The organism is Paenarthrobacter sp. CM16, assembly GCF_013179505.1.
Taxonomy (GTDB): Bacteria; Actinomycetota; Actinomycetes; order Actinomycetales; family Micrococcaceae; genus Arthrobacter.
In genome coordinates, this window is record NZ_JABMCX010000045.1 from 1 (window position 1) to 22,262 (window position 22,262).

Annotated in this window: 17 protein-coding genes, 2 rRNA genes and 1 pseudogene; 12 read left to right on the plus strand and 8 right to left on the minus strand. The window is 63.2% G+C overall.

Annotation, left to right across the window (positions count from 1 at the left end; all coding sequences use genetic code 11):
- The 4 genes from HP499_RS05880 to HP499_RS05895 form a co-directional block, all read left to right on the plus strand.
- Nucleotides 1–238 (plus strand): 23S ribosomal RNA (locus tag HP499_RS05880); the annotation flags it as partial.
- Between the two features lie 168 nt (nucleotides 239–406).
- Nucleotides 407–523 (plus strand): 5S ribosomal RNA (rrf, locus tag HP499_RS05885).
- 101 nt (nucleotides 524–624) lie between these two features.
- Nucleotides 625–1,119, plus strand: a complete 495-nt coding sequence (locus HP499_RS05890; protein WP_172322962.1) for an SRPBCC domain-containing protein — start codon at nucleotides 625–627, stop codon at nucleotides 1,117–1,119.
- Complete coding sequence (locus HP499_RS05895) at nucleotides 1,112–1,633, plus strand: GNAT family N-acetyltransferase (protein WP_375154241.1); 522 nt, start codon at nucleotides 1,112–1,114, stop codon at nucleotides 1,631–1,633. Before HP499_RS05890 ends, HP499_RS05895 begins: the two co-directional genes overlap by 8 nt.
- A 30-nt stretch (nucleotides 1,634–1,663) precedes the next feature.
- Here HP499_RS05895 and HP499_RS05900 read toward each other — a convergent pair whose 3' ends face one another.
- Together HP499_RS05900 and HP499_RS05905 are read right to left on the minus strand one after the other, a co-directional pair.
- Nucleotides 1,664–2,686 (minus strand): LacI family DNA-binding transcriptional regulator, encoded by a 1,023-nt coding sequence (locus HP499_RS05900; RefSeq protein WP_172322963.1) that lies wholly within the window; start codon nucleotides 2,684–2,686, stop codon nucleotides 1,664–1,666.
- Between the two features lie 20 nt (nucleotides 2,687–2,706).
- Nucleotides 2,707–4,464: a glycoside hydrolase family 13 protein gene (locus HP499_RS05905; RefSeq protein WP_253951428.1), complete on the minus strand. Its 1,758-nt coding sequence runs from the start codon at nucleotides 4,462–4,464 to the stop codon at nucleotides 2,707–2,709.
- Nucleotides 4,465–4,673: 209 nt separating this feature from the next.
- Here HP499_RS05905 and HP499_RS05910 point away from each other — a divergent pair, with 209 nt between their 5' ends.
- From HP499_RS05910 to HP499_RS05940, 7 genes are all read left to right on the plus strand, one after another.
- Entirely contained in the window at nucleotides 4,674–5,972 is a 1,299-nt protein-coding gene (locus tag HP499_RS05910) for a maltose ABC transporter substrate-binding protein (protein WP_172322965.1), read from the plus strand.
- Between the two features lie 101 nt (nucleotides 5,973–6,073).
- A complete protein-coding gene (locus HP499_RS05915) occupies nucleotides 6,074–7,747 on the plus strand; it encodes an ABC transporter permease subunit (protein ID WP_172322966.1) in 1,674 nt (557 codons plus the stop codon).
- Nucleotides 7,747–8,679, plus strand: coding sequence for a sugar ABC transporter permease (locus tag HP499_RS05920; RefSeq protein WP_172322967.1), 933 nt, complete (start codon nucleotides 7,747–7,749; stop codon nucleotides 8,677–8,679). Before HP499_RS05915 ends, HP499_RS05920 begins: the two co-directional genes overlap by 1 nt.
- Nucleotides 8,680–8,681: 2 nt before the next feature.
- On the plus strand, nucleotides 8,682–10,619 hold the full coding sequence (locus tag HP499_RS05925) for a glycoside hydrolase family 13 protein (RefSeq protein ID WP_172322968.1): 1,938 nt from the start codon (nucleotides 8,682–8,684) through the stop codon (nucleotides 10,617–10,619).
- 138 nt (nucleotides 10,620–10,757) lie between these two features.
- Nucleotides 10,758–12,221 (plus strand): FAD-binding oxidoreductase, encoded by a 1,464-nt coding sequence (locus HP499_RS05930; RefSeq protein WP_172322969.1) that lies wholly within the window; start codon nucleotides 10,758–10,760, stop codon nucleotides 12,219–12,221.
- Between the two features lie 430 nt (nucleotides 12,222–12,651).
- Nucleotides 12,652–14,049 (plus strand): MFS transporter, encoded by a 1,398-nt coding sequence (locus tag HP499_RS05935; RefSeq protein ID WP_172322970.1) that lies wholly within the window; start codon nucleotides 12,652–12,654, stop codon nucleotides 14,047–14,049.
- Nucleotides 14,050–14,111: 62 nt separating this feature from the next.
- Complete coding sequence (locus tag HP499_RS05940) at nucleotides 14,112–14,600, plus strand: pyridoxamine 5'-phosphate oxidase family protein (protein WP_172322971.1); 489 nt, start codon at nucleotides 14,112–14,114, stop codon at nucleotides 14,598–14,600.
- A gap of 85 nt (nucleotides 14,601–14,685) precedes the next feature.
- On the opposite strand, the gene HP499_RS05945 is transcribed toward HP499_RS05940, so the two are convergent.
- The 6 genes from HP499_RS05945 to HP499_RS05970 all read right to left on the minus strand — a co-directional run bounded on the left by HP499_RS05945 (nucleotide 14,686) and on the right by HP499_RS05970 (nucleotide 21,923).
- A complete protein-coding gene (locus tag HP499_RS05945; RefSeq protein ID WP_172322972.1) occupies nucleotides 14,686–15,903 on the minus strand; it encodes an amidohydrolase family protein in 1,218 nt (405 codons plus the stop codon).
- 23 nt (nucleotides 15,904–15,926) lie between these two features.
- Entirely contained in the window at nucleotides 15,927–16,949 is a 1,023-nt protein-coding gene (locus HP499_RS05950; RefSeq protein WP_172322973.1) for an ABC transporter ATP-binding protein, read from the minus strand.
- A gap of 8 nt (nucleotides 16,950–16,957) precedes the next feature.
- Nucleotides 16,958–18,013, minus strand: coding sequence for an ABC transporter ATP-binding protein (locus HP499_RS05955; RefSeq protein WP_253951429.1), 1,056 nt, complete (start codon nucleotides 18,011–18,013; stop codon nucleotides 16,958–16,960).
- On the minus strand, nucleotides 18,010–19,011 hold the full coding sequence (locus HP499_RS05960) for an ABC transporter permease (protein WP_172322974.1): 1,002 nt from the start codon (nucleotides 19,009–19,011) through the stop codon (nucleotides 18,010–18,012). Before HP499_RS05960 ends, HP499_RS05955 begins: the two co-directional genes overlap by 4 nt.
- An 81-nt stretch (nucleotides 19,012–19,092) precedes the next feature.
- Complete coding sequence (locus HP499_RS05965; RefSeq protein WP_172322975.1) at nucleotides 19,093–20,817, minus strand: ABC transporter substrate-binding protein; 1,725 nt, start codon at nucleotides 20,815–20,817, stop codon at nucleotides 19,093–19,095.
- 56 nt (nucleotides 20,818–20,873) lie between these two features.
- Complete coding sequence (locus tag HP499_RS05970) at nucleotides 20,874–21,923, minus strand: ABC transporter permease (protein WP_172322976.1); 1,050 nt, start codon at nucleotides 21,921–21,923, stop codon at nucleotides 20,874–20,876.
- Between the two features lie 142 nt (nucleotides 21,924–22,065).
- On the opposite strand from HP499_RS05970, the pseudogene HP499_RS05975 reads away from it, so the two are divergent.
- A pseudogene (locus HP499_RS05975) lies at nucleotides 22,066–22,262 on the plus strand (N-ethylammeline chlorohydrolase); the annotation flags it as partial.

The following is a 22,262-nucleotide window of genomic DNA, read 5'->3' on the forward strand; positions in this document are numbered from 1 at the left end:
ACGGACGAACCTCTGGTGTGTCAGTTGTACTGCCAAGTGCATCGCTGATTAGCTACGTTCGGATGGGATAACCGCTGAAAGCATCTAAGCGGGAAGCTCGCTTCAAGATGAGATTTCCATACACATTTATGTGTGAGAGGCCCCCAGCCAGACCACTGGGTTGATAGGCCGGATGTGGAAGCGAGGACTAAAGACTCGTGAAGCTGACCGGTACTAATAGGCCAACAACTTACACCACACAACACACTGCACGCGTCCACTATGTGGTTCCCGAACAACAACCCGCCACGGGTTGCCGGAACCAAACAACTACATAACAACCAAGCACCACAGTTGTAACCAAACTTCCCACCCAGGAAAACCACACCCCCAACAGGGTTTGATGGACCGGGACGGGTAACAGAGTTACGGCGGTCATAGCGTGGGGGAAACGCCCGGTCCCATTCCGAACCCGGAAGCTAAGACCCACAGCGCCGATGGTACTGCACCCGGGAGGGTGTGGGAGAGTAGGACACCGCCGGACATAAATTAGACGAGGAGCCCCGACCACAGGTCGGGGCTTCTCGCATTTAAGCTGCCTCTTGATCCAAGCTGCGCCTTCATACGCCGGTAGAGTTGGTGGTCATGGAAAACCTCTTCAGCCACCCGGCCTCTGAACCCGAATCCTCCCGGCAGGACGGCGATGCCCTGGATCCCCTCATCTTCACTGTTGTGGTGCCGACCACCGTTTCGCATGCTTTCCAGGGCTTCACTGATCACCCGCACCTGTGGTGGCCGCTGGAACGGGAGAGCGTCTTCGGTGCCGGTTCCCATGTTGAGTTCGAGGAGAACCTCATACTTGAGACGGCCGAGGATGGCCGCACAGCGGTGTGGGGGACTATCGACGATTGGCAGCCCCCGCTGTCCTTCCATGCCAGCTGGTACCCGGCCGGAACGCCGCTGTGGTCCACCGAGATCAGGGTGGTTTTCGGCGCAGTGGGTGAGGGTACTGAAGTTCGCCTGATCCACGATGGTTGGGAGGGTGCCGAGGATCCTGCGGCGTCCAGGGCTTCTTATGCCGAGGGCTGGCCCAAGGTGTTGGACTGCTATGTGAGGTTCATGGGCGGAGCCGTTGCCTAGGATCCGCAGGCTCCAAGCTAGTGACTGGCGTTTGTTGCGCGAGGTCCGGTTGGAGATGCTCAAGGACACGCCCATGGCTTATGTTGAGAGCCTCGAGGCAGCCCGCCGGCAGACCGATACCCAGTGGCAGGAGCGCGCAGCTGCCATGTCCGGAGACAGCAGCTTTACCTTGGTAGCCGATTCAGGCCAGGACGGCAGCAAACTTTGCGCGTTGATGCGTGTAGTGCTCAAGCATCCACAGGACCCGGAGAAGCCGCTGCAGGCCATGCTGATCAGTGTTTACGTCGCTCCTGGGCATCGGGGCTTGGGCTTGGCTGACGAACTCCTCAAAGAGGCCTGCAAAGCCGCAGCTGAAGAGCTCTCGGCCGGGAGCATGGAGCTCGGAGTCCATGAAGAGAACTCAAGGGCGCTTGCCTTCTACCGTCGCCACGGCTTCGAGACGACGGGTGCCGGCAGGCCCTACCCCCAGGACACATCCAAACGCGAGTTGACCATGCAGCGCCGGCTGCCATAGCGCGTCATCGCCGGGCACAGGGGGTCGCCCCTAGGGGGTCACTGCCCTGGGTACGGCGGTGCTTGAGCGGACCACCAGTTTGGTGGGATGTTCGGTATCTGCAGGTTCCAGGACCATGCCTTTGGTGATCGCACCCAGCAGTGTGCGGACGGCCAGTGCGCCTTGGCCTTTCGCGTCCTGGTCAATGGTGGTCAGGCCCAGGACGTTGCCCAGGTCATGGCCGTCGATCCCCATGACTGAAAGGTCATCAGGGATGCGGAGCCCAAAGTCCCGGGCAGCGAGGATGGTGCCGATGGCCATTTCGTCCGAAGCGGCGAAGACGGCAGTGGGCCTGTCAGGGGCGCTGGCGAGCAACTGTCTGGCAGCAGCGTAGGCGCCTTCAATGGTGAAGTCCGCGGAAACGATCCATTCGGGCCTGACGGGACAACCGGCGTCGTTCATTGCTTCCTCGAATCCGCTCCGACGGGTTCCGGGAAGATGGAAGTCTTGGTCGTAGGCCTCGTTGCCGGTCATGTGCGCGATTTTGCTGTGCCCCAGGCCCAGCAGGTGATTGGTGGCCTTCCGGGCGATCGAGGAGTCATCGATCCTGATGGTTGATGCTCCCGGCAGTGGACCGCCGATGCCCACAATTGGCCGGTGCATGGCGTGCAGCTGTTGGATTTCGGCTTCGCTCAGTTCCAGGGATACCGCAATCACCGCATCCACCCGTTTGCGCAGCAGGAAGTCATTGAAGACGCTGTGCCGGTGCTCGGTGTTTTCGCCGATGTTATAGAGGGTGAGGTCATAGCCGGCCTCGAGCAGCGCGGCCGACGCGCCCTCGATCACCGCTGAGAAGAACCAGCGGTGGACCGAGGGCACCACCAGGCCGACGTTGTGCGTGCGCCCCGAGGCCAGGCTTGAAGCGTGATAGGAAAGCACGAAGCCCAGTTCGGCAGCAGCGGAGCGGGCACGCTCGCGGCTGGTGGGAGATACATTTCCCTTGCCGCTAAGCGCCCGTGAGACGGTGGCAACGGACAGCCCTGCGCGCTCGGCTACGTCCTTGATGCCCGTCATGCCGCTCCTTGGTGAAAAAATCAGCTGACTGTCAGCCAGATTGTCTCTCCTGAGCCTAGTTGATCCGAGGCTTGTTGATTTGAATCCGCTTGATCCGACCCCGATCCCGAGGCACTTCGCAGGATGGTTGCGCCGGCCGGGAGCGGGAGGGACTCGGAGCCGACGTTCATGATCACCAGCGTGTTTCCGTTGAGGTACGCCAATGAGGATCCGGTGCAGTAATCCTCCACCCAGGCCAGGGAGCCTTCACCGAGCCGGAGCGCGGCGCGTTCAGCGAGCATGGCACGGTACAGATTAAGGTGCGACGCCGGATCGGACTCCTGCTGATCCCTCGCCAGTGCGGGCCAGGACTCGGGCTGTGGCAGCCAGGGGTCCATGCCGCTACCGAACCCGGAGTGGGGTTCTGATGAACGCCACGGGAGCGGCACACGGCAACCGTCGCGGCCGATGCGGGCTCCGCCGGTGCGGGCAAAGGTGGGATCCTGGCGCAAGTTGCCGGGAATGGTGGAGGAATCCGGCAGGCCCAGCTCTTCGCCTTGGTAAAGGTAAGCGCCGCCCGGGAGTCCCAGCATGAACATGGTGGCCGCTGCAGCCCGGCGTCGTCCGAGTTCTTCATTGGGTTGGGCGTCGTCGGGGCCGATGCCGTCGCCGTCGCGGGGTCCTGGTCCGTCGTAGCCGAAGCGCGAGACATGGCGGACAACGTCGTGGTTGGACAGAACCCAGGTGCTGGGGGCTCCCACGGCGTCAAGGGACACCAGGGAGTCGGTGATGATGTGGCGGAGGCGGTTCACGTCCAGGCCGGCATGCAGGTAGGGGAAGTTGAAGGCCTGGTGCATCTCGTCGGGGCGGACCCACTGGGCCAGCCGGGGGAGAGGATCCACATTGGCTTCGGCACAGAGGATGCGATCCGGGCCGTACTCTTCCAGGATGGAACGCCAGCGGCGGTAGATGTCATGAAGGGCAGGCTGGCCGAACATTGGAGCGTCTTGGCCGGGGAAGCCGTCCGAGCTGTTGCCGTCGGCGCGGCCGCCCCAGTTGGGCAGGCCGGCAGCCTTGACCAGGGCGTGGGCGACATCAACGCGGAAGCCCGAAATGCCGCGGTCCAGCCAGAAGCGGAGAACGCGTTCGAACTCGGCGTGAACCGCCGGGTTATCCCAGTTGAAGTCAGGCTGTGAGGAATCAAAAAGGTGCAGGAACCACTGGCCTGGTTGGCCGTTCGGCTCGGTAATGCGGGTCCATGCGGGGCCGCCAAAATGGGACTGCCAGTTGTTGGGCGGTTCATTGCCGTCCGGCCCCTGGCCGTCCCGGAAGATGAACATGTCCCGCTCCGCGCTGTTCGCGCCCGCGGTGAGCGCGGCTTGGAAGGCCACGTGCTGGTCGGAGCAGTGGTTGGGAACGAGGTCTGCGATGACGCGCAGGTTGAGCCTGTTCGCCTCGGAGATCAGGGCATCAAAGTCGGCCAGGGTGCCGAACAAGGGATCGACGTCGCAGTAGTCGCTGACGTCATACCCGGCGTCCCGTTGGGGCGAGCGGTAGAAGGGCGACAGCCACACAGCGTCGACGCCTAATCCGGCCAGCTGGGGAAGCTCGGCAGTAATACCAGCCAGGTCACCGACGCCGTCGCCGTTGAGGTCGCGGAAAGAGCGCGGGTAGATCTGGTAGATCACAGCGGAACGCCACCATCCGTGCGCCATGGAGGCGTCGTGGACCGGGGTCAGATGCGTGAAGGCTGCAGTGGGCTCATGGGTCGCAACCGAGAGCATTGAATCAACGGACATGAACACATCGTAAAAGAGTTTCCTGAAAAATGTAAACGTTTCCAGTCCTAAGGGTGCTGTCTTCGGGGGTTCCGCAAGATGCAGGCTTCCCAAATCAGCAATTGGACCTGTAGTCTGTGGAAGCGCTTGCAGTTGTGAGCCATATCACCGGCGTTTGAGCGGGCCTGGAGCCCTTCGCGTCGAAGCAGAAAAGAACGAAAGGGACACCAATGAAGGTGCACAATACCCTCGCGACTCAAACCACCCGGCGTATTTTCGCCACTGGGGCGATCTCCGTGGCCGCAGCCTTGGCGCTGAGCGCCTGCGGTGGAAGCGCCTCCACTGCACCCACCTCGGAAGCAGCCAAGCCGGACCTCAAAGCGGCAGGCGCAGGCGTCATCACCATGTGGGTGGACGCCGAGCGGTCGCCGGCGCTGAAGGACATTACCGAGAAATTCAAGTCGGACACCGGCATCGAAGTGAAGCTGGTAGTCAAAGACTTCGCCGCCGTACGTGACGACTTCATTACGCAGGTACCCACCGGGCAGGGCCCGGATTTGATCGTTGGACCCCACGACTGGATCGGAAAGTTCGTCCAGAACGGCGTCATCGCGCCCGTGGAACTGGGTGACAAGGCCGGACAGTTCCAGGACTCCTCCATCAAGGCGATGACCTACAACGGCGCCGTCTACGGCGTCCCGTATGCCATTGAGAACATTGCCTTGCTGCGCAACACCAGCATCGTGGACAGCAAAGCTTCCACGTTGGACGAGGTAGTGGCCAACGGCAAGAAGGCAGTGGCAGAAGGCAAAGCCACGTTCCCGTTCCTGGTGGGAATGGACCCGAAACAGGGCGATCCGTACCACCTTTACCCGCTGCAGTCCTCCATGGGATCGCAGGTCTTCGGTAAGAACGCCGACGGCGGATACGACGCCAAGCAGCTCCTCATCGGTGACGCTGCCGGCGTCGAATTCGCTAAGAAGTTGGCTGCATGGGGTGATGCAGGCGAGAAGATCATCAACTCCAACATCACCGGCGACATCGCCAAGGAGAAGTTCATTGCGGGCGAATCCCCCTACTTCCTGACAGGCCCGTGGAACGTTCCGGATGTCCAGAAGAAGGGCATCAAGTTCGCCGTAGATGAGCTGCCCACGGCCGGCGGTGAACCCGCGCAGCCTTTCATCGGCGTCAATGGCTTCTTCATCAGCGCCAAGAGCGCCAACGCCCTGGCCACCAACGAGTTCGTCACCAATTACCTCACCTCGGAATCGGCCCAGGACTCCATGTACACGGCAGGCGGGCGCCCGCCTGCCCTCAAAGCATCGTTTGAGAAAGCCGCCAGCGATCCCGTGGTCGCGGCCTTCGGCAAGATCGGTTCCACCGGCGTTCCCATGCCCGCCATCCCGGAAATGAGTGCGGTTTGGGCTGACTGGGGAGCTACGGAGCTCGCCATCATCAAGGGCCAGGGCGATCCCGCTGAAGCCTGGACCAAGATGGCCGACAGCATCAAGTCCAAGATCGGCGGCTGAGACCGCAACCGGACCACTCCACCGGTCTGCCCAAGGCCGGGCGGCACCCCACCGCCCGGCCTTGCCTGCCTGCCGCCAACCGCTTCACCCAAGGACCCACCATGCCCAAACCAGATCTCCGCGAACTGCCCGCCCCTGGCGGCCAACCGACTCCGGTTGAGCCATCCGGCACCGGCGCTCGCTCCGGCGGCACCACCCGCACCAACGGCACACTGCGCCCCGCCAAGCCCATACGCCATCCCGATTCCCTGAAGGGCACTATCCTCAAGGTTGTCCTGCTGGGACTTGTGGATGCTTTCGCGGTCTATGTCCTGATGATGCTTTTCCTCAGCCAATCGTGGGCTGCGCTGGCGGTGTCCGCGCTGGTGGTGCTGGCCATCAACTGGATCTATCTCCGCAAGGGCGGGCTGCCGGCCAAGTACTTGGCGCCCGGGGTGCTGTTCCTGCTGGTGTTCCAGGTCCTGGTGGTGGTCTTCAGCGGCTACATCGCGTTCACCAACTATGGCGATGGGCACAACAGCACCAAGGAAGATGCCATTTCGGCCATCCAACTCACAGCCCAGAAACGCGTCCCGGACTCTCCTGCCTATAAGGCAGCCGTCCTGACCAAGGGCAACGACTTCTACATGCTGTTTACCGATCCTGCCGGAAAGGCCCAGGTTGGCAGTACGGAACAGCCGCTCACTGATGCCCCGGACGCCGGCAAGGACTCAACGGGCAAAGCGAACTCCCTGCCGGGCTACCAGACGCTGAAGTTCCAGGAGATCGTGGCCAACCAACAGGAGATCCTGAAGATTACGGTCCCCGTCTCAGCTGATCCCGCCGATGGAACCTTGCGCACAGCCGACGGCAGCACCGCATATCAATTCAAGCCGGCATTGAACTACGACGCCGCCACTGACACGTTCACGGACACGGACACCGGGACCGAATACCGGGACAACGGCAAGGGCGCGTTTGCCGACTCCAAGGGAGAGACCCTGGCAACAGGCTGGAAGATTGACGTGGGCATGGACAACTTCGTCCGGGCGTTCACGGATCCCAGCCTCCGTGGCCCGCTCCTGGGCGTCATCCTGTGGACGTTCACCTTCTCCATCGCCTCTGTTGCTTTGACCTTCGTGATGGGCCTGTTCCTGGCCACCACGTTCAACCGCGAGGACCTTCGCGGCAAGAAGGCCTACCGGATCCTGATGATCCTGCCGTACGCCTTCCCTGCATTCCTATCCGGCTTGGTGTGGTCCGGAATCCTGAACCCCGAGTTCGGCTGGCTGAACCAGACACTGTTGGGCGGCGCGAACATCGGCTGGCTGACAGACCCCGTCCTGGCCAAGATCAGTGTGCTGGTGGTCAACGTGTGGCTCGGCTTCCCTTACATGTTCCTGGTCTGTACCGGCGCCCTGCAATCACTTCCCTCTGAAATAGACGAGGCAGCGCGGATGGATGGTGCCTCTGCCTGGCGGGTATTCCGTTCCATCAAGTTGCCGCTGCTCCTGGTGTCGGTGGCGCCGCTGCTGATCTCGTCCTTCGCCTTCAACTTCAATAACTTCAACGTCATCTACATGTTGACCGGCGGTGGGCCGCGCTTCGCGGACACGGACCGGGACATTGGATCCACGGACATCCTGATCACGCTGGTGTACAAAGTGGCGTTCGGCCAAGGCACAGGGCGCGATTACGGCCTGGCCAGCGCGCTCGCCATCATCATCTTCATCATTGTGGCCACTATCTCGGCCATCAGCTTCAAGCAGACCAAAGCACTCGAGGACGTGAACTGATGAGCGTACGCACACTCGCCGCAGGCAAGGAAACAACGTTCGACGACGACCCCTCGCCCTTGGTACCCAAGCGGCGTCCGTTCGGGGTCTGGTTCAAGGACAAAGGCTGGCGGCACGTCGTGGGAATCGTCACCACGATCTTCGCGGTGTTCCCGCTCCTCTACGTCCTGTCCGCTGCCCTGGATTCCAACGGCACCCTGGTGGGTTCCAACGGGCTGTTCACCAGGTTCGACACCGGAAACTTCGTGGCACTCTTCAGCGACCCCACCCGGCCCTTCGGCCGGTGGTTCGTGAACACGCTGATAGTTGGCACGGTAACTTCGGCTGCCACCGTATTCCTCGGCGCCATGGCCGCTTACGCGTTCTCCCGCATGCGCTTCAAAGGCCGCCGGATGGGTCTTTTGACGCTCCTGCTGCTGCAGATGTTCCCGCAGCTGCTGGCCGTCGTCGCGATCTTCCTGCTCCTCAGTGGAATCTCCCAGGTGATTCCCGCGCTGGGGCTGGGCAGCCAGCTGGGCCTCATCATGGTCTACCTTGGCGGTGCGCTGGGCGTGAACACCTACCTCATGTACGGGTTCTTCAACACTGTTCCGCAGTCGCTGGATGAAGCGGCGAAAATTGACGGTGCCAGCCATGTGCAAATCTTCTTCGGCATCATCCTGCGCCTGGTAACGCCCATCCTGGCGGTGGTGGGGCTGCTTGCCTTCATTGGCATCTCCAGCGAATTCGTGATTGCCAGCGTGGTGCTGACCGACCCCGACAGCCAGACACTCGCCGTCGGCCTTTACTCCTATGTAGCCCAGCAGCGCTCCGAGAACTGGGGCGTCTTCGCCGCCGGCGCAGTGATCGCGGCAATCCCGGTCATGGCGCTGTTCCTCTTCCTGCAGAAGTACATCGTCAGCGGGCTGACCGCCGGCTCCGTGAAAGGCTGAGAATGCCCATCGTCCTTCCGCACCATGACGGCTCGACGCTCTATGTATCCACCCCTGAACCCGGGGCCGTGTCCCTTGGCGATACCGTCAGGCTCCGCATCCGTGTCCCGCAGGGGTGGGGGCCGGCGTCGAAAGTGTGGGTCCGTTCCATCCAGGACGGCGAGCCCCGCTACGACGCCGCCATCCGGCTCGGCTCCGCCGACGGCTGGGACTGGTGGGAAGCGGCGATGCTGGTGGCCAACCCCGTGGCCAAGTACCGGTTCCTGCTGGAAGTTACTGAAACGCACGACGGCGCCGCTGCCGCCGGCCCGGTTGTTGGTGCCGCTTCCAGTTCCGGGCGGCGCTACTGGAACCTCAATGCCCAAGGCTTGTTCGGCCGGGATGTCTCAGATGCGGCGGACTTCAGGCTGACCGCTTTTGTCCCGGCCCCGGAGTGGCTGCGGAAGGGCACCATGTACCAAGTGTTCCCGGACCGGTTCGCGCGGTCCGCCCAAGCCGACGGCCATCCCATTCCCGATTGGGCCATCGCATGCGCGTGGAACGAACCGGTGGTGGGGACGGGCACAGGAGCATCCACCCAGTTCTATGGGGGAGACCTGCCAGGTGTCGCTGGAAAACTGGACCACCTGCAGGCTTTGGGCGTCGATGTCCTTTACCTGACGCCCTTCTTTCCGGCGCGATCCAACCACCGCTATGACGCGTCCACCTTTGATTCGGTGGATCCGCTCCTGGGCGGGGACCAGGCTTTGGTGGACCTGGTGGAAGCCGCGCACTCCCGGGGCATCCGCGTGATGGGGGACCTCACCGCGAACCACTCGGGCGCCGCTCACGAGTGGTTCGTCAAAGCGCTCGCCGACCCTGGATCCGAGGAAGCCGGGTACTACTACTTCAGCCCGGATCACTCCAGCTACGAGTCCTGGTGGGGTGTGCCGTCCCTGCCGAAATTCAACTGGTCCTCGGCAGCCCTCCGCCGACGCTTCATTACGGACGAGGACTCCGTGGTGGCCCGCTGGCTGAAGCCGCCGTTCAACCTGGACGGCTGGAGGATCGACGTCGGCAACATGACCGGACGCCTTGGGGCTGTGGACCTGAACCATGAGGTTGCCGGACTCATCGCGGAGCGGGTGCGGGAGGTCAACCCCAACGCAGCCCTCCTGGCTGAGTCCACCTCCGATGCCGCGGCCGATGTCACCGGGGAACACTGGCAGGGTGCCATGACCTACTCCAACCTCACCCGTCCGCTCTGGTCCTGGCTCGCCAAGGACGCTCCAAACGTCAACTTCTTCGGCTCGCCGCAGAGCGGACCCAACAGGATCCCGGCTGAAGACTTCCTCGCGACACACCAGGACCTCACCGCGGGATTTAGCTGGGCTGTGCGACAAAACAATATGAACGCCCTGAACACGCACGACACTGCTCGGGCAGCCACCGTCATGGTCGACGGCGGCCCGGAAGTGGGTGCTGTTCTCACCTTTTGCCTGCCAGGAGTTCCGGTGATGTTTGCCGGTGACGAGTTTGGTTTTGAAGGGTACAACGGAGAGGACTCACGGACGCCCATGCCGTGGGTTGGCAATGACCTCGTGCAGGATTTGAGATCACACTACTCACACCTTGCCGGGCTCCGGAGGGACCTGCCGGCACTGACCGAGGGTGGGGTGCGATGGCTGCACGCCGCGGGCGATGCCATGGTGTTCGTCCGGGAAACGTCAGAGTCGTCAGTGCTGGTGTTTGTCGCCAGGAATACTGCCGAGGTGGTCCTCGACCATGCCGCTCTGGGCAATGCCCAGCGTGCAGCACTGCTGGCCGCGCCACTGCACCGGAGCGGAAAGGTGACATCGGCCCCTGCCGGGCCATCCGGCGTCGACAATGTTCTCCTGCGGGCTGAAGGCATCTCTGCGGGAGTTTGGGCAATGCCCGGGACCACAGTACCGGTCCTTTGAACCGGGCAACTTCAACCGGGCAACTTCAACCGGGCAACTTCAACCGGGCCACGCTGCTCTGGCTAGACTGTGAGCACTGAAAACGCTGCGAAGACTGCCGGTTTGGCGTGTCCGCGGCGCTCATGTGGAGGTAGTGCTTTGTCGGACGAAACGGCCGTGGCCGGTACATCAGAGGAACGCATCAAGGACCGCACGGTCGGGCATGCCGAAGAGGGCCGGCACACTGCCGGGCAGCGAGCGTTCCTGCAGGAGTTGTCGGACGGGCTCCGCTCCGGCCAAATAGCCGGTGACGAAGAAACCCGCACCGTCTACTCCATCGATCAAGGACCCACGCTGGAGAGGCATCTTCCCCTGGCCGTCGTCTGGGCCGAGTCCGTGGAAGATGTGCAACACATCGTCCGTACCTGTGCTGCCCATCAGGTACCGATTGTCGCCCGCGGCGCGGGCACCGGCGTTTCCGGCGGTGCGCACGCTACCCAGGGCTGCATCGTGCTGGGACTCGAAAGGATGAACCGCATCCTGGACCTCAACCCCGATGACGAGACCGCCGTCGTCGAACCCGGGGTCATCAACGCCGACCTCAACGCCGCAGCCGCCCGGCACGGCCTGATGTACGCGCCGGACCCGGCAAGCTACAAAATGTCCACCATCGGCGGCAACGTGGCCACCAATGCCGGGGGCCTGCGGTGCGCCAAATACGGTGTGACCCGTGATTCCGTGCTTGCCCTGGACGTGGTGATGGCTGACGGCACGCTCATGCACACCGGCCACCAAACCTTCAAAGGGGTAGCAGGGTACGACCTCACCGCACTGCTGGTAGGCTCCGAAGGCACACTGGGAATCGTGGTGGGCGTGACCGTCCGGCTGAAATACCTGCCCCGCGAAGTCCACACTATTGCCGCCTTCTACCAGGACTTCCGCAGGGCGGCCGCCGGAGTGCTCGCCGTCGGCCGTGCACGCGTTCAGCCCGCCATCATGGAGCTGCTGGACAACGGCACCCTGGTCCAGCTCGACGAACTCCACGGCGGCGACCTCCAAAAGCGCGGCAAATCCCTCCTGCTCATCCAGACAGACGGCTTCGGCGCTGCTGCAGAGGCCGACGTCGTCCGGCAGGTCCTCGCCGACGGCGGTGCCACCGTGACCACTGAAGCCAGCGCCGAAGCCGAAATGCTCGTGGAACTAAGGCGCAACAGCCGTGGCGTCGAGGTGGACGACGAATTCAGGGTAGGCGAAGACATTGCAGTCCCGCGCTCCCGGCTGGTCGATTTCGTGGCCGAACTCGAAGCCATGGCCGCACGGTTCCAGGTGCGCCTCAAAGTGGTGGCCCACGCAGGCGACGGCAACCTGCACCCCACCTTCTGGATGGACCGCGTAGATCCAGCCACCGATGCCGACGCCCTGGTTCGCCTCAACGCTGCACTCGATGAGTCCATCCGGGTGGGCCTGGACATGGGCGGGACCATCACAGGGGAGCACGGTGTGGGCCAATACAAACTTCGCTGGCTGGGGTTGGAGCAGCCGGAACCCGTGCGTGAGCTGCAGCGGCGGATCAAGGAGCTGTTCGATCCGCAGGGGATCCTGAACCCGGGGAAGGCCATCTAGGGATAGGCCCGTCCCGCAGGCCCGTCCCGCAGGCCCGTCCCGCAGGCCCGTCCCGCAGGCCCGGAACGCAGGCCCGGAACGCAGGCCCGTCCCGCAGGGCCGTCCCGCAGGGCCGTCCCGCAGGGCCGTACGCTCGGCGCGCTCGGTCGTTCCTCCCTTAGACGCGCGCTGCCGCGTTCCGGCCCTGCGGGACGCTCTCTCACATCCCTGGGTGGTTTGGTCGGACGCTCTCTCACATCCTGGGGTGGTTTGGTCGGACGCTCTCTCATGTTTGCGGGCTATTGGGGGCCACCCCCGGGTTCCTTGGTATTCCAAAGTTATCGAGCGTGGATCACTGTTGTATATCGCTGCCTTGTTTGGCGGCATTTACTTTCTCCCGTTCTACTCATAGGCTTACTTGGTATACCAAAGTTGCTATGAGGGGAATGACGTGCGCGAGAAGCGGCAGGGTGGCGCTGGACTGGGTCTGAGGCTGACAACGGGGTTGGTTTTGCTTGCGCTGGTGATGGTGTCGGTCAATCTTCGACCCGCCATCACCACCATTGCCGGAGTCATGAACCAGGTGCCGGTGGTCTTCGGGCTGGACGCCGCTTTGCTGCCCCTGCTGGGAACGTTGCCGGTGCTGGCCTTTGGGGTTTCAGGTCCCATTGGGCCGTGGCTGGCCAGGCGCCTGGGTACCGGACGGGCCGTTGCCCTTGCATTGGTGGTCCTGGCCTTGGCGCTGATTGTCCGTGTGATGGTCCCGGCCCTTCTCCTCCCGGGAACCTTCCTGGCCGGCATGGCCATCATGAGTGCCAGCGTATTGATTCCTCAAATCGTCAAAGCAAACCGGGGCACGGGATGGTGGACAGGCCTGTGCACCATGGGATTCGGGTTGGGCGCCGCCCTGGGTGCCGGACTGGTCCAGCCACTGCAGCACCTCCTCGGCGGCAGCTTGCCTTGGGCTTTGGCCGTATGGGCGCTGCCCGCCCTCCTAGGTGCCCTCCTTATCCAACGGTCAGGAAGCGCCACGGCGGCAGGTTCCACGGCGGCAGGTTCCTCGACGCCAGGTGCCAATGTGGCAGGTACCACGGCGGCAGGTACCCCAGCGGAGGGTGCCAACCGCGCGGCGGCCGGGGACACGGCGTCGTCGGCTGTCACCACGAAGCCGGGCAACACCGAGCCTGTCCTCACTGAGCCGGCGCTGCCCCTGGCGCCGGAGTTGCCCCTCAGGAAGCAGCGCACCGCGTGGGCGGTGACGGCGTTTTTTGGCCTTCAAGCAATGCTGTACTTCGCCATCACTTCCTGGCTGGCGGTGTATCTGGTGTCCCGGGGAATCCCGGCTGCAGAGTCGGCCGCCCTGCTCGCGTGGTTCAGCCTCGCAGGGCTGCCGGCCAGTTTGCTGGCTCCTGTTCTCGCAGGCAGGCCCGGCATTTTGAGGTTCATGGCGCCGGGGCTCGGGCTGTCGGTGGCGCTTGCGTTGGTGGGCGTATTGGCAGCGCCGGCTGAAATGCAATTCCTCATGGTCGGGATCCTCGGGGTAGTCCAGAGCGCAGGCTTCGGACTCGCCATGGCCCTGGTGGTGATCCGCACGGCCGGACCCCAATCGGCAGGACGGCTCTCCGCCATGAGCCAGGGGATCGGATTCGCCGTGGCATCGCTCGGCCCGCTGGGAGCGGGATTGCTGCACACCATGACCGGTGGTTGGGAAGTGACGTTCCTGGCGCTCGCCGCTGAAGCCGTGGTGCTGGCCATCGCCGGGTTCCTCGCCATCCGCGGTCCGCTGGTCAGTGTTGGGCGGGCACCGGCACCAGCTGACCTTGCGTCCAAACACAGCTTGGTTCGGTAGCCCTACCCATCCGGGATGCCCTGCCCTGTCCGGGCGCACCTGCGCGGCGTATCCTCGGCGGTATGACGAACTCACCATCGGGGACCGATCAGCCAGGCAAGCCCGCCACCGAAATCCTGGAAACCAACGAATGCTGGGAGCTCCTCAGGGGTGTCTCCGTAGGCAGGCTTGCAGTTGTAGTGGATGACCACCCGGACATCTTCCCCGTAAATTACAAGGTGGACCACGGCTCCATGGTGTTCCGGACGGGAGAAGGCACCAAGCTCCATGCTGCCCTCAGCGATGCTCCCGTAGCCATTGAGGCTGATGGAGTTAATCCGGAGACCGGTGTGGCATGGAGTGTGGTGGTCAAAGGCCAGGCTTCCGCCGTGAAGCTGACCCAGGACGTACTGGACACCGTGGGGCTGCTCCTTTTCCCCTGGGAGGCCGGGCAAAAGGACCAGTTCATCCGCATCACACCCAGTGCGGTGACGGGCCGCCGTTTCACAGTGACGCCGCCAGTCACGTGGTGGACGCCGCTGGATGATGCGCCCACAGCGCGGAGTGAGTAACTCTTAACGCCGAAACCCGCCCTGTTCCGATCATCCCCGCGTTCAACTGCGGGAGGACGGGACAAAGGCGGGTATGCGGGGGCGGCTAGACCAACTCCAACTGGTCAGCCACGATCTTGCCTTGGTGGATCACAGTCCGGTCCTTGCCGCGGTCCATGACAGTGGACGCCACCGTTTCGCCGTCCACCAGCAGCAGGTCGGCAGGATCGCCAAGCTCGACGCCGGGCCGGTGGGACGTGTCTTTGAGCCTGGTTGCGTTTGGGTCAAGGATGCTGGCGCCACCGATCGTGGCGATGGCCAGGCAGTGCTCGATCAGCTCGTCCTTGCGGAACCCGTGGGTGAAAGCGAGCTGCCAGGTGCGGTCCAGCATGTCGGTGTTGCCGTAGGGGGACCAGTAGTCGCGCTGGCCGTCCTCGCCCAGGCCCAGCCGTACCCCGGCTTCGGTCAGCAGGGGGATGGGCAACTGCCCGGCAGCCGAAGGAGCAACAGAGGCCAGGGAAACGTCCAGCTCCGCGAACGCATCAATCAGCCTGCGGGTGGTGGCCTCGTTGACGCTGCCCAGTTGGTAGGCGTGGGACATGGTGACCTTGCCCTGCATGCCCAGTGCACGGGTGCGCTCAAGCACCAGGTCGGTGCTGAAGACCCCCAGCTCGCCGGGTTCATGCAAGTGGATGTCGATGGGCACCTGGTACTTCTCCGCCAAGCCAAAGACGATGTCCAGGTGCTTCGCCGGATCCCGGTCCAAAGTACAGGGATCAATGCCACCCATCACGTCGGCCCCGGCCTTGAGCGCCTCCTCCATCAGTTCAACAGTGCCCTCCTCCAGCAAGAGCCCGGCTTGGGGGAAGGCAATGATGTCCACCGACGCTTGGCCGGCAAACTTTTCCTTCGCGGCAGCAACGGCGTCGAAGCGTTCCAGGCGACAGTCCACGTCAACCTGCGCGTAGGAGCGGACCCGCGTGGTGCCGCGTGCGATCATCCGTCCCAAGGTGTCGTTCACACGATCCTGCAGCGGGACCTCGGCGTTGCGCCAGTTTTGGCGGTCGTTCATCATCATGGTCCAGACACCCGGGCCGCCGGTGTGTTCCCGGAACGGCAAGCCGATGCGCGTGGAATCAAGGTGGACGTGGACGTCGGAGAAGGACGGCAGCAGAATCCGGCCCCGGCCATAGATGAGCGTGACACCGTCCGGAACGCTGCGGGCCGGGTCATGGGGTTCGACGGCGGTGATCTTGCCGTCAGCGATGCTCACATCGCTGAGCCCTTGTCCCCAAGGACGGGCGGCGAGAATCAGGGTGTTCAATGGGTACTCCTTCGATAGTGAATCTATTGCACGCCTGCCAGCACTGATGCCGCCATACCTGTGTGGTGGCAGGCGGGGGCAGCAGGCGTGGCTGGTGTGGGGATCTGGTCGATGCAGCGTTGGCGCTGATCCTCAGGCAGGGTGCCGATCAGCGGGCATCGGGTCCGGAAGACACAGCCGCTGGGTGGGTTGGCGGGTGAGGGCAGGTCACCACGAAGCCGGATCTTCACCTGTTCCCGCGCGGCGCGGGGATCCGGCAGCGGTACCGCGGAGAGCAACGCCTTGGTGTATGGGTGTCCCGGGTGGCTGAACAAAGCCTCGCGCGGCCCCTGTTCAACAATCTTGCCCAGGTACATCACGGCGACGTCGTGGGAGATGTGCCGCACCACCGAGAGATCGTGGGCGATGAAAATGTAGGAAACACCGGTGTCGCGTTGGATCTGCTGCAGCAGGTTCACCACCTGGGCCTGGACGGAGACGTCCAGCGCGGACACTGGCTCGTCGCACACGATCACCGCCGGATTCAGTGAAATGGCCCGGGCAATGCCCACGCGTTGTCGTTGCCCACCGGAGAATTCATGCGGGAACCGGTTGTAGTGCTCCGGTTTGAGTCCCACCTGGTCCAGCAGCTCCTTGACCCGGTTCTTGAGGCCACCCGGCGGGTTGATTTTCTGCGCCACCATGGGAGCTGCGATCGCGGTTCCCACGGTCTGCCGGGGATTGAGGGAGGCAAAGGGATCCTGGAAGATCATCTGGACCTTGCGCCGGAAGTTGTACAGATCCTTGCCCCGCAACCCGCTGATGTCCACACCGTCGATCACGATCCGCCCCCCGGTTGGATCCAGGAGGCGTGCCACCATGCGGCCAGTGGTGGACTTACCGCATCCGGACTCGCCTACGAGCCCCAAAGTCTGCCCGCGGGCGAGACTGAACGATACGCCGTCGACCGCTTTGACCGAGCGTTTGGCAGCCCCTGGAAGGAGGCCGCCCTTCAGGGGGAAGTGTTTCTGCAGGTTCTCCACCTGGAGGATGGGCTGACGTTCCATGACGGGTCCTAACGCGAATTCCGGATGGTGATGATCTGCGGGCCGCTCAAGTGGCACCGGGTGCCGTGCCCGTCCTTGACCCGCAGTTCAGGGCGTTGATTGACGCAGACGCCGTCGCCGGCGAGTTCGGCGTATTGGCACCGCGCGCTGAAGATGCAGCCTTTGGGCAGGTCAAGGAGCGACGGCGGTTGGCCGGGTATGGGATTGAGCCTGCCGGAGGAACTGGTCAGCGTGGGCATCGAGTTGAGCAGGCCCAGGGTGTAGGGGTGCCGGGTGTCGTAGAAGATGTCATCAACCGGGCCGGACTCCACGCATTGACCGCCGTACATGACCAGGACGTCGTCGCAGGCCTCGGCCACCACCCCGAGGTCGTGCGTGATGAGGATCAGCGCGGAGTTGGTTTCCTCCTGGAGCTCGGACATCAGGTCCAGGATCTGGGCTTGGACCGTCACGTCCAAGGCAGTGGTGGGCTCATCGGCAATCAACAGCTCCGGCTCGCAGATCAAGGCCATGGCGATCATGGCACGCTGCCGCATGCCGCCCGAAAAGTGGTGGGGATACTCGTCATAACGCTGATCGGGACTGGGGATACCCACCCGTCCCAGCATGTCGACGGCGGCCGCCCGGGCCTGCTTTTTGCTCGCCTTGTTATGGACCAGGTATGCCTCGGCGATCTGGTGTCCCACGGTGTAGAAGGGGTGCAGTGCTGAGAGCGGGTCCTGGAAGATCATGCCGATGTTGCGGCCACGCAGCCGGCGCATGGCCGATTCCGGCAGGGCAACCAGGTCCCTGCCTTGGAACATCGCAGTGCCGGTGACCTGGGCCGAGGTGCCCTTGAGCAAGCCCATGAGCGCTTGGCTGGTGACGGATTTTCCGGATCCTGACTCACCCACAATCCCAAGGGTCTGGCCGCGTTCCAGGGTAAAGTCCATGCCGTTCACTGCGGAGACCACGCCGTCGTCCGTAGGGAATTTCACGGTGAGGTTGCGGACCTCCAGGAAAGGTGCGGTGCTGGTGCCGCCCGGCGCGCCCGCCGGCTGGGTCATGGTGTGCGCTGGGGTCATTGGAGCCTCACTCGGGGATCGATGGCGGCGTAGGCAAGGTCCACCACAACGTTGGCGACGATCACGAAGAACGCGGCCAGCATGGTGATGGCCATGGTGACAGGGAGGTCGCCGGAAATCGCGGCATGGACTGCCGTGAAGCCCAATCCGGGGACGGAGAAGATCTGCTCGGTCAGGACCGCGCCGCCCAGCAGCAAGCCGATGTCCATACCGAGCATGGTGACCACAGGGGTGATGCCGGCCCGCACACCGTGCTTGAACGTGACCGTGCGAGGTGCCAGGCCCTTGGCGCGGGCTGTCCGGATGAAGTCCTCACCGAACGTCTCGATCATGTTGGTGCGGGTGACCCGGATGTACGAAGCACTGAACAGGACAGCCAACGCAATCCACGGCAGCAGGTAGTTGGCTACCCACGCTCCGGGGCCTTGGGGGCCGAAGGGGCTGTTGATCTCGTTGGTGGTGAACGGCAGCAGGTGGAGCTGGTTGACGAACAGGAGCAGCAGGAACAGTCCCGTCACGGGGATGGGCAGCGAGACACCCACGGAGGCAGCGCCAACAATGAACTTGTCCATCGGCGAGCCCTTGCGCAGGGCAGCCAAAAGACCAAGGCCCACGCCGGTGATGGTCCACAGCACCAACGCGCCGATGGCCATGGAGAAGGTGTAGGGGAGTGAGCGGGCAATGATGTCCGCTACATTCTCATTGGTTTGGAAGGACTTGCCCAAGCAGGGCCACTCGCACAGGGTCTGGGCGCCAGGGGCGCCGATCATCCGCGAGGAGAACAGTCCGCGAATGTAGTCGGCGTATTGGACCAGGAAAGGCTGGTCCATGCCCAAGGCAACACGAGCCTCGGCGACGCGTTCCGGAGTGCATTCCTGCCCACAGGCTGCAGCTGCAGGATCCGAGGGGCCTAACTGGAAGAGGGTGAAGGTGATGAAGCTGACTGCGGCGAGAAGCAGGACCAGGGATCCGGTCCGGCGAAGAATGAAAGTCATCATGGTGGTGGTTGCGGGCCGCCCGCTGGTGCAGGCGGCCCGCTTCTCCTTCTGGACTATGCCCGAATAGTTTTCGCGGCCCTGTTACTGCTCGACGCCGACGATCGAGAGGTCGATGCCGCCGAAGAAGTAGCCCACCTGGGCATTGCGGACGTTCGAACCCACCACGCTGTTGGTGTGGCTGCGGATGAGCGGGACGATCGGGTAGGTCTTCAACGCAGATCCGAACGCCTCGGACCACTTCTTGCCCAGTTCCTCGGACGTGCCGTCTGTGTTGCGGAGATCGAACATGGCCTTGGAAACTATGGGATCGAAGTAGCGGGACGTGTTGGAGAAGCCATAGCTGGTGCCTTCGTTGTTCGGGCCCAGCAGGGGATCCGCGGAGGTGCGGATGGAAGCAGGGTCAGCACCGCCGCACCAACCGGAACGGCCCATGTCCGGGAGTTGCTCACTGGCCAGGATGGAGTAGTAGTTCGGTGCCGGAATTGCCACCAGTTCAACCTCGATGCCCAAGGCCTTCAGGTTCTGCTGCACCACCGTGCCCGTGTTCTTGAAAGCATCCCGATTATTGGCGTAGCCGTAGGTGAGGCTCTTGGGGTAGTCCTTGCCTTCCAGGAGCTTCTTGGCTTCCTCCAGCTTGGGCTTGCCGGTGGGGTCCAGCTCCAGCTCGGTCTCCACATAGCCGCGCATCTTGGAGTTCAACGGGCTCTGGGTAATCTCGCCAAAGCGCCGTCCGCCGTACTGGACCAGGATGGACTGACGGTCCAGCGCCAACGCTATGGCCTTCCGGACATCCGGGTCCTTGATCTTCTCGGTATTCAGGCTCAGGACATCGTTGCATCCCAGGAGACCCGAGGCTACCCGGTCCTTGACCTTGGCATCGGCCAACTTGGCAGAATCCGAGGTCTGCAGGGCGCCGTTGGAATCCAACGTGATGGCATTGGGGTCTGAATCGGCCAGGAGCTGCTGGCTGATGGTGGCCTGGGACGTGGACAGCGAGAAGCTGAAGGTGTCCGGAAGCGCAGAACGGTTGGGGTCGGTGGCGGGGTCCCAGTGAGGGTTGCGGACCAGCTTCAGGGACTTGCCCCGGTTGTAGGACTCCACCATGTAAGGGCCTGAGGAGACGGGATGGTTGGTGTAGTCCAGCTTGGTGTCCTTGGCCTTCGGCACCGGGGCCGTGTTGGAGCGCGAAGCCAAAGCCGGGAACTCAGCGAACGGCTTCTTCAGGTGGAAGACCACTGTGCGGTCATCGGGTGTGTCCACCGCCTTGAGCACAGCGGCCGGATCCTTGTACGGCCCCTTGTACCCGCCGGCGTCGAGCGCTGCATTCAATTCCTGGGGCGCCTGGGTGAAGACGTCCTGTGCGAAGGTGCGCTCCACGCCGTACTTGATGTCGGCGGACGTGATGGGCGTGCCGTCCTCGAACTTCACGCCTTCCTTCAGCGTGAAGGTCCAGCTGAGGCCGTCATCGGAGACCTTGCCGGTATCCGTGGCGAGGTCCGGGACCACAGTTGGTGGCTGACCGGCTGTTTCCTTGGCCATGGTCAAGGTGCGGTAGTAGAGCTGGCCCACGTTGGCAGTCTGTACGTAGTTGCTGTTGCCCGGGTCCAGGGTCTGGAAGTCCGATGACATGAGGACGTTGATGTTGCCGCCCTTGCCGTTGAAGCCGGACTTGACCACGTTGGGCGCCAATTCAGTGACTGATCCGGCCGTCTGTGAACTGCCGGCTTGGCTTTGGCCGGCTCCGCAGCCGGTGGCGGCCATGGCGATCAACACCGAAAGTGCCAGAGCTCTTGCAGGGGTTTTCATGGTGCTCCTTGTGAGGGTGTAAGGCGATGCGGGGATGAGGGTCAGTGCGAAATTTGCTAGCGGGAGGACTTGGGGTCAAGGGCGTCGCGGACGGCGTCGCCCAGGAGGTTGAAGGCCAGGACGGTGACGATGAGCATGATGCCGGGGACGGCAAGGAACCACGGATCACTGAGGTACCAGTTGCCGGACTGGGCGGCGTTGAGCATCTGTCCCCACGACGGTGTGGGGTCCTTGACACCGACGCCCAGGAAGGAGAGGGCGGCTTCTGCCGAAATGTTGGTGGGGATCAGCATGGTGGCATAAACCAGGACGACGCCCATGACGTTGGGAATGATCTGCCGGAACAGGACACTGAGGTGGGAAGCGCCAAAGGATCGGGCGGCTTCCACAAATTCGCGCTCGCGGAGGCTCAGCACCTGCCCGCGGACGATTCGCGCCAGGTAGGCCCACCCGAAGAAGCCCAGGATGATCACCAGCGAGGCCATGGGCAGGAAGCTGCCTTCGCCCAGCGGGGTATCGCGGAGCCTGGACTGCAGGATGGGAGTCAGTGACAGCACCAGGAGCAGGTGCGGGAATGCCAGGAACAAGTCCATGATGCGGCTGATGATGGCATCGGTCTTGCCGCCGAAGTAGCCCGCCGCCGCGCCGAGGACTGTTCCGAGGACCACGGAGACTGCCGTGGACAGCAGGGCGATGGTCAGGGAGACCTGTCCGCCGTAGGCAAGCCTGGCGAAGAGGTCCCGGCCCAGGCCGGGTTCGACGCCCAGCCAGTGCTGGGCTGACGGATACATGTAGCCGGGAAGGGGAAGCCCGGGTGTCTGAAAGTCATCCAGGACCTCCGGGCTGGTGTTGGAGGTGTAGGGATCGTTGCCGGACAGTGCGCTCAAAACGGGAGCCAGGATGGCGAACAACATGATTGCCACAACAACGCACAGGCTCAGGAGGGCGATTTTGCTCCGCCGGATCCGCATCCATGCGGTGGCGAGCAGGGAGCGGGCCTCGGCAGGTGCGGCTGCTTTGCCCTCCGGCGACGTTGCCGGAGGAAGCGGCGGGCTGCCGATGCTGGGTTCGGACTGTAACTGGGTCAACGGTTCTGCTCGATTCATGATCCAAGGAGCTGGCTCCGGAGTTCTTGTATACCAAAATAGACTAGATCAGGATTGATGCGATGTAAATCACAAATAATGTACTGTTTGGAATACCAGAGAGTATCTTTCGGGATCTTCGCCGTCAGAAAGAGGAGTAGCCGTGCCCACCAAGGTCACTGCCCGCTATGTGCTGGGCCATCACAACGGACACCACGTGCTGCTGGAGGATGCGTGCGTTGTCTACAGCGGAGACGTCATTGACTACGTTGGCCATGACTACACCGGCCCGGTAAACGAAGAAATCCACGCAGGTGATGCCCTGCTCATGCCCGGACTGATCGACCTCGATGCCCTGAC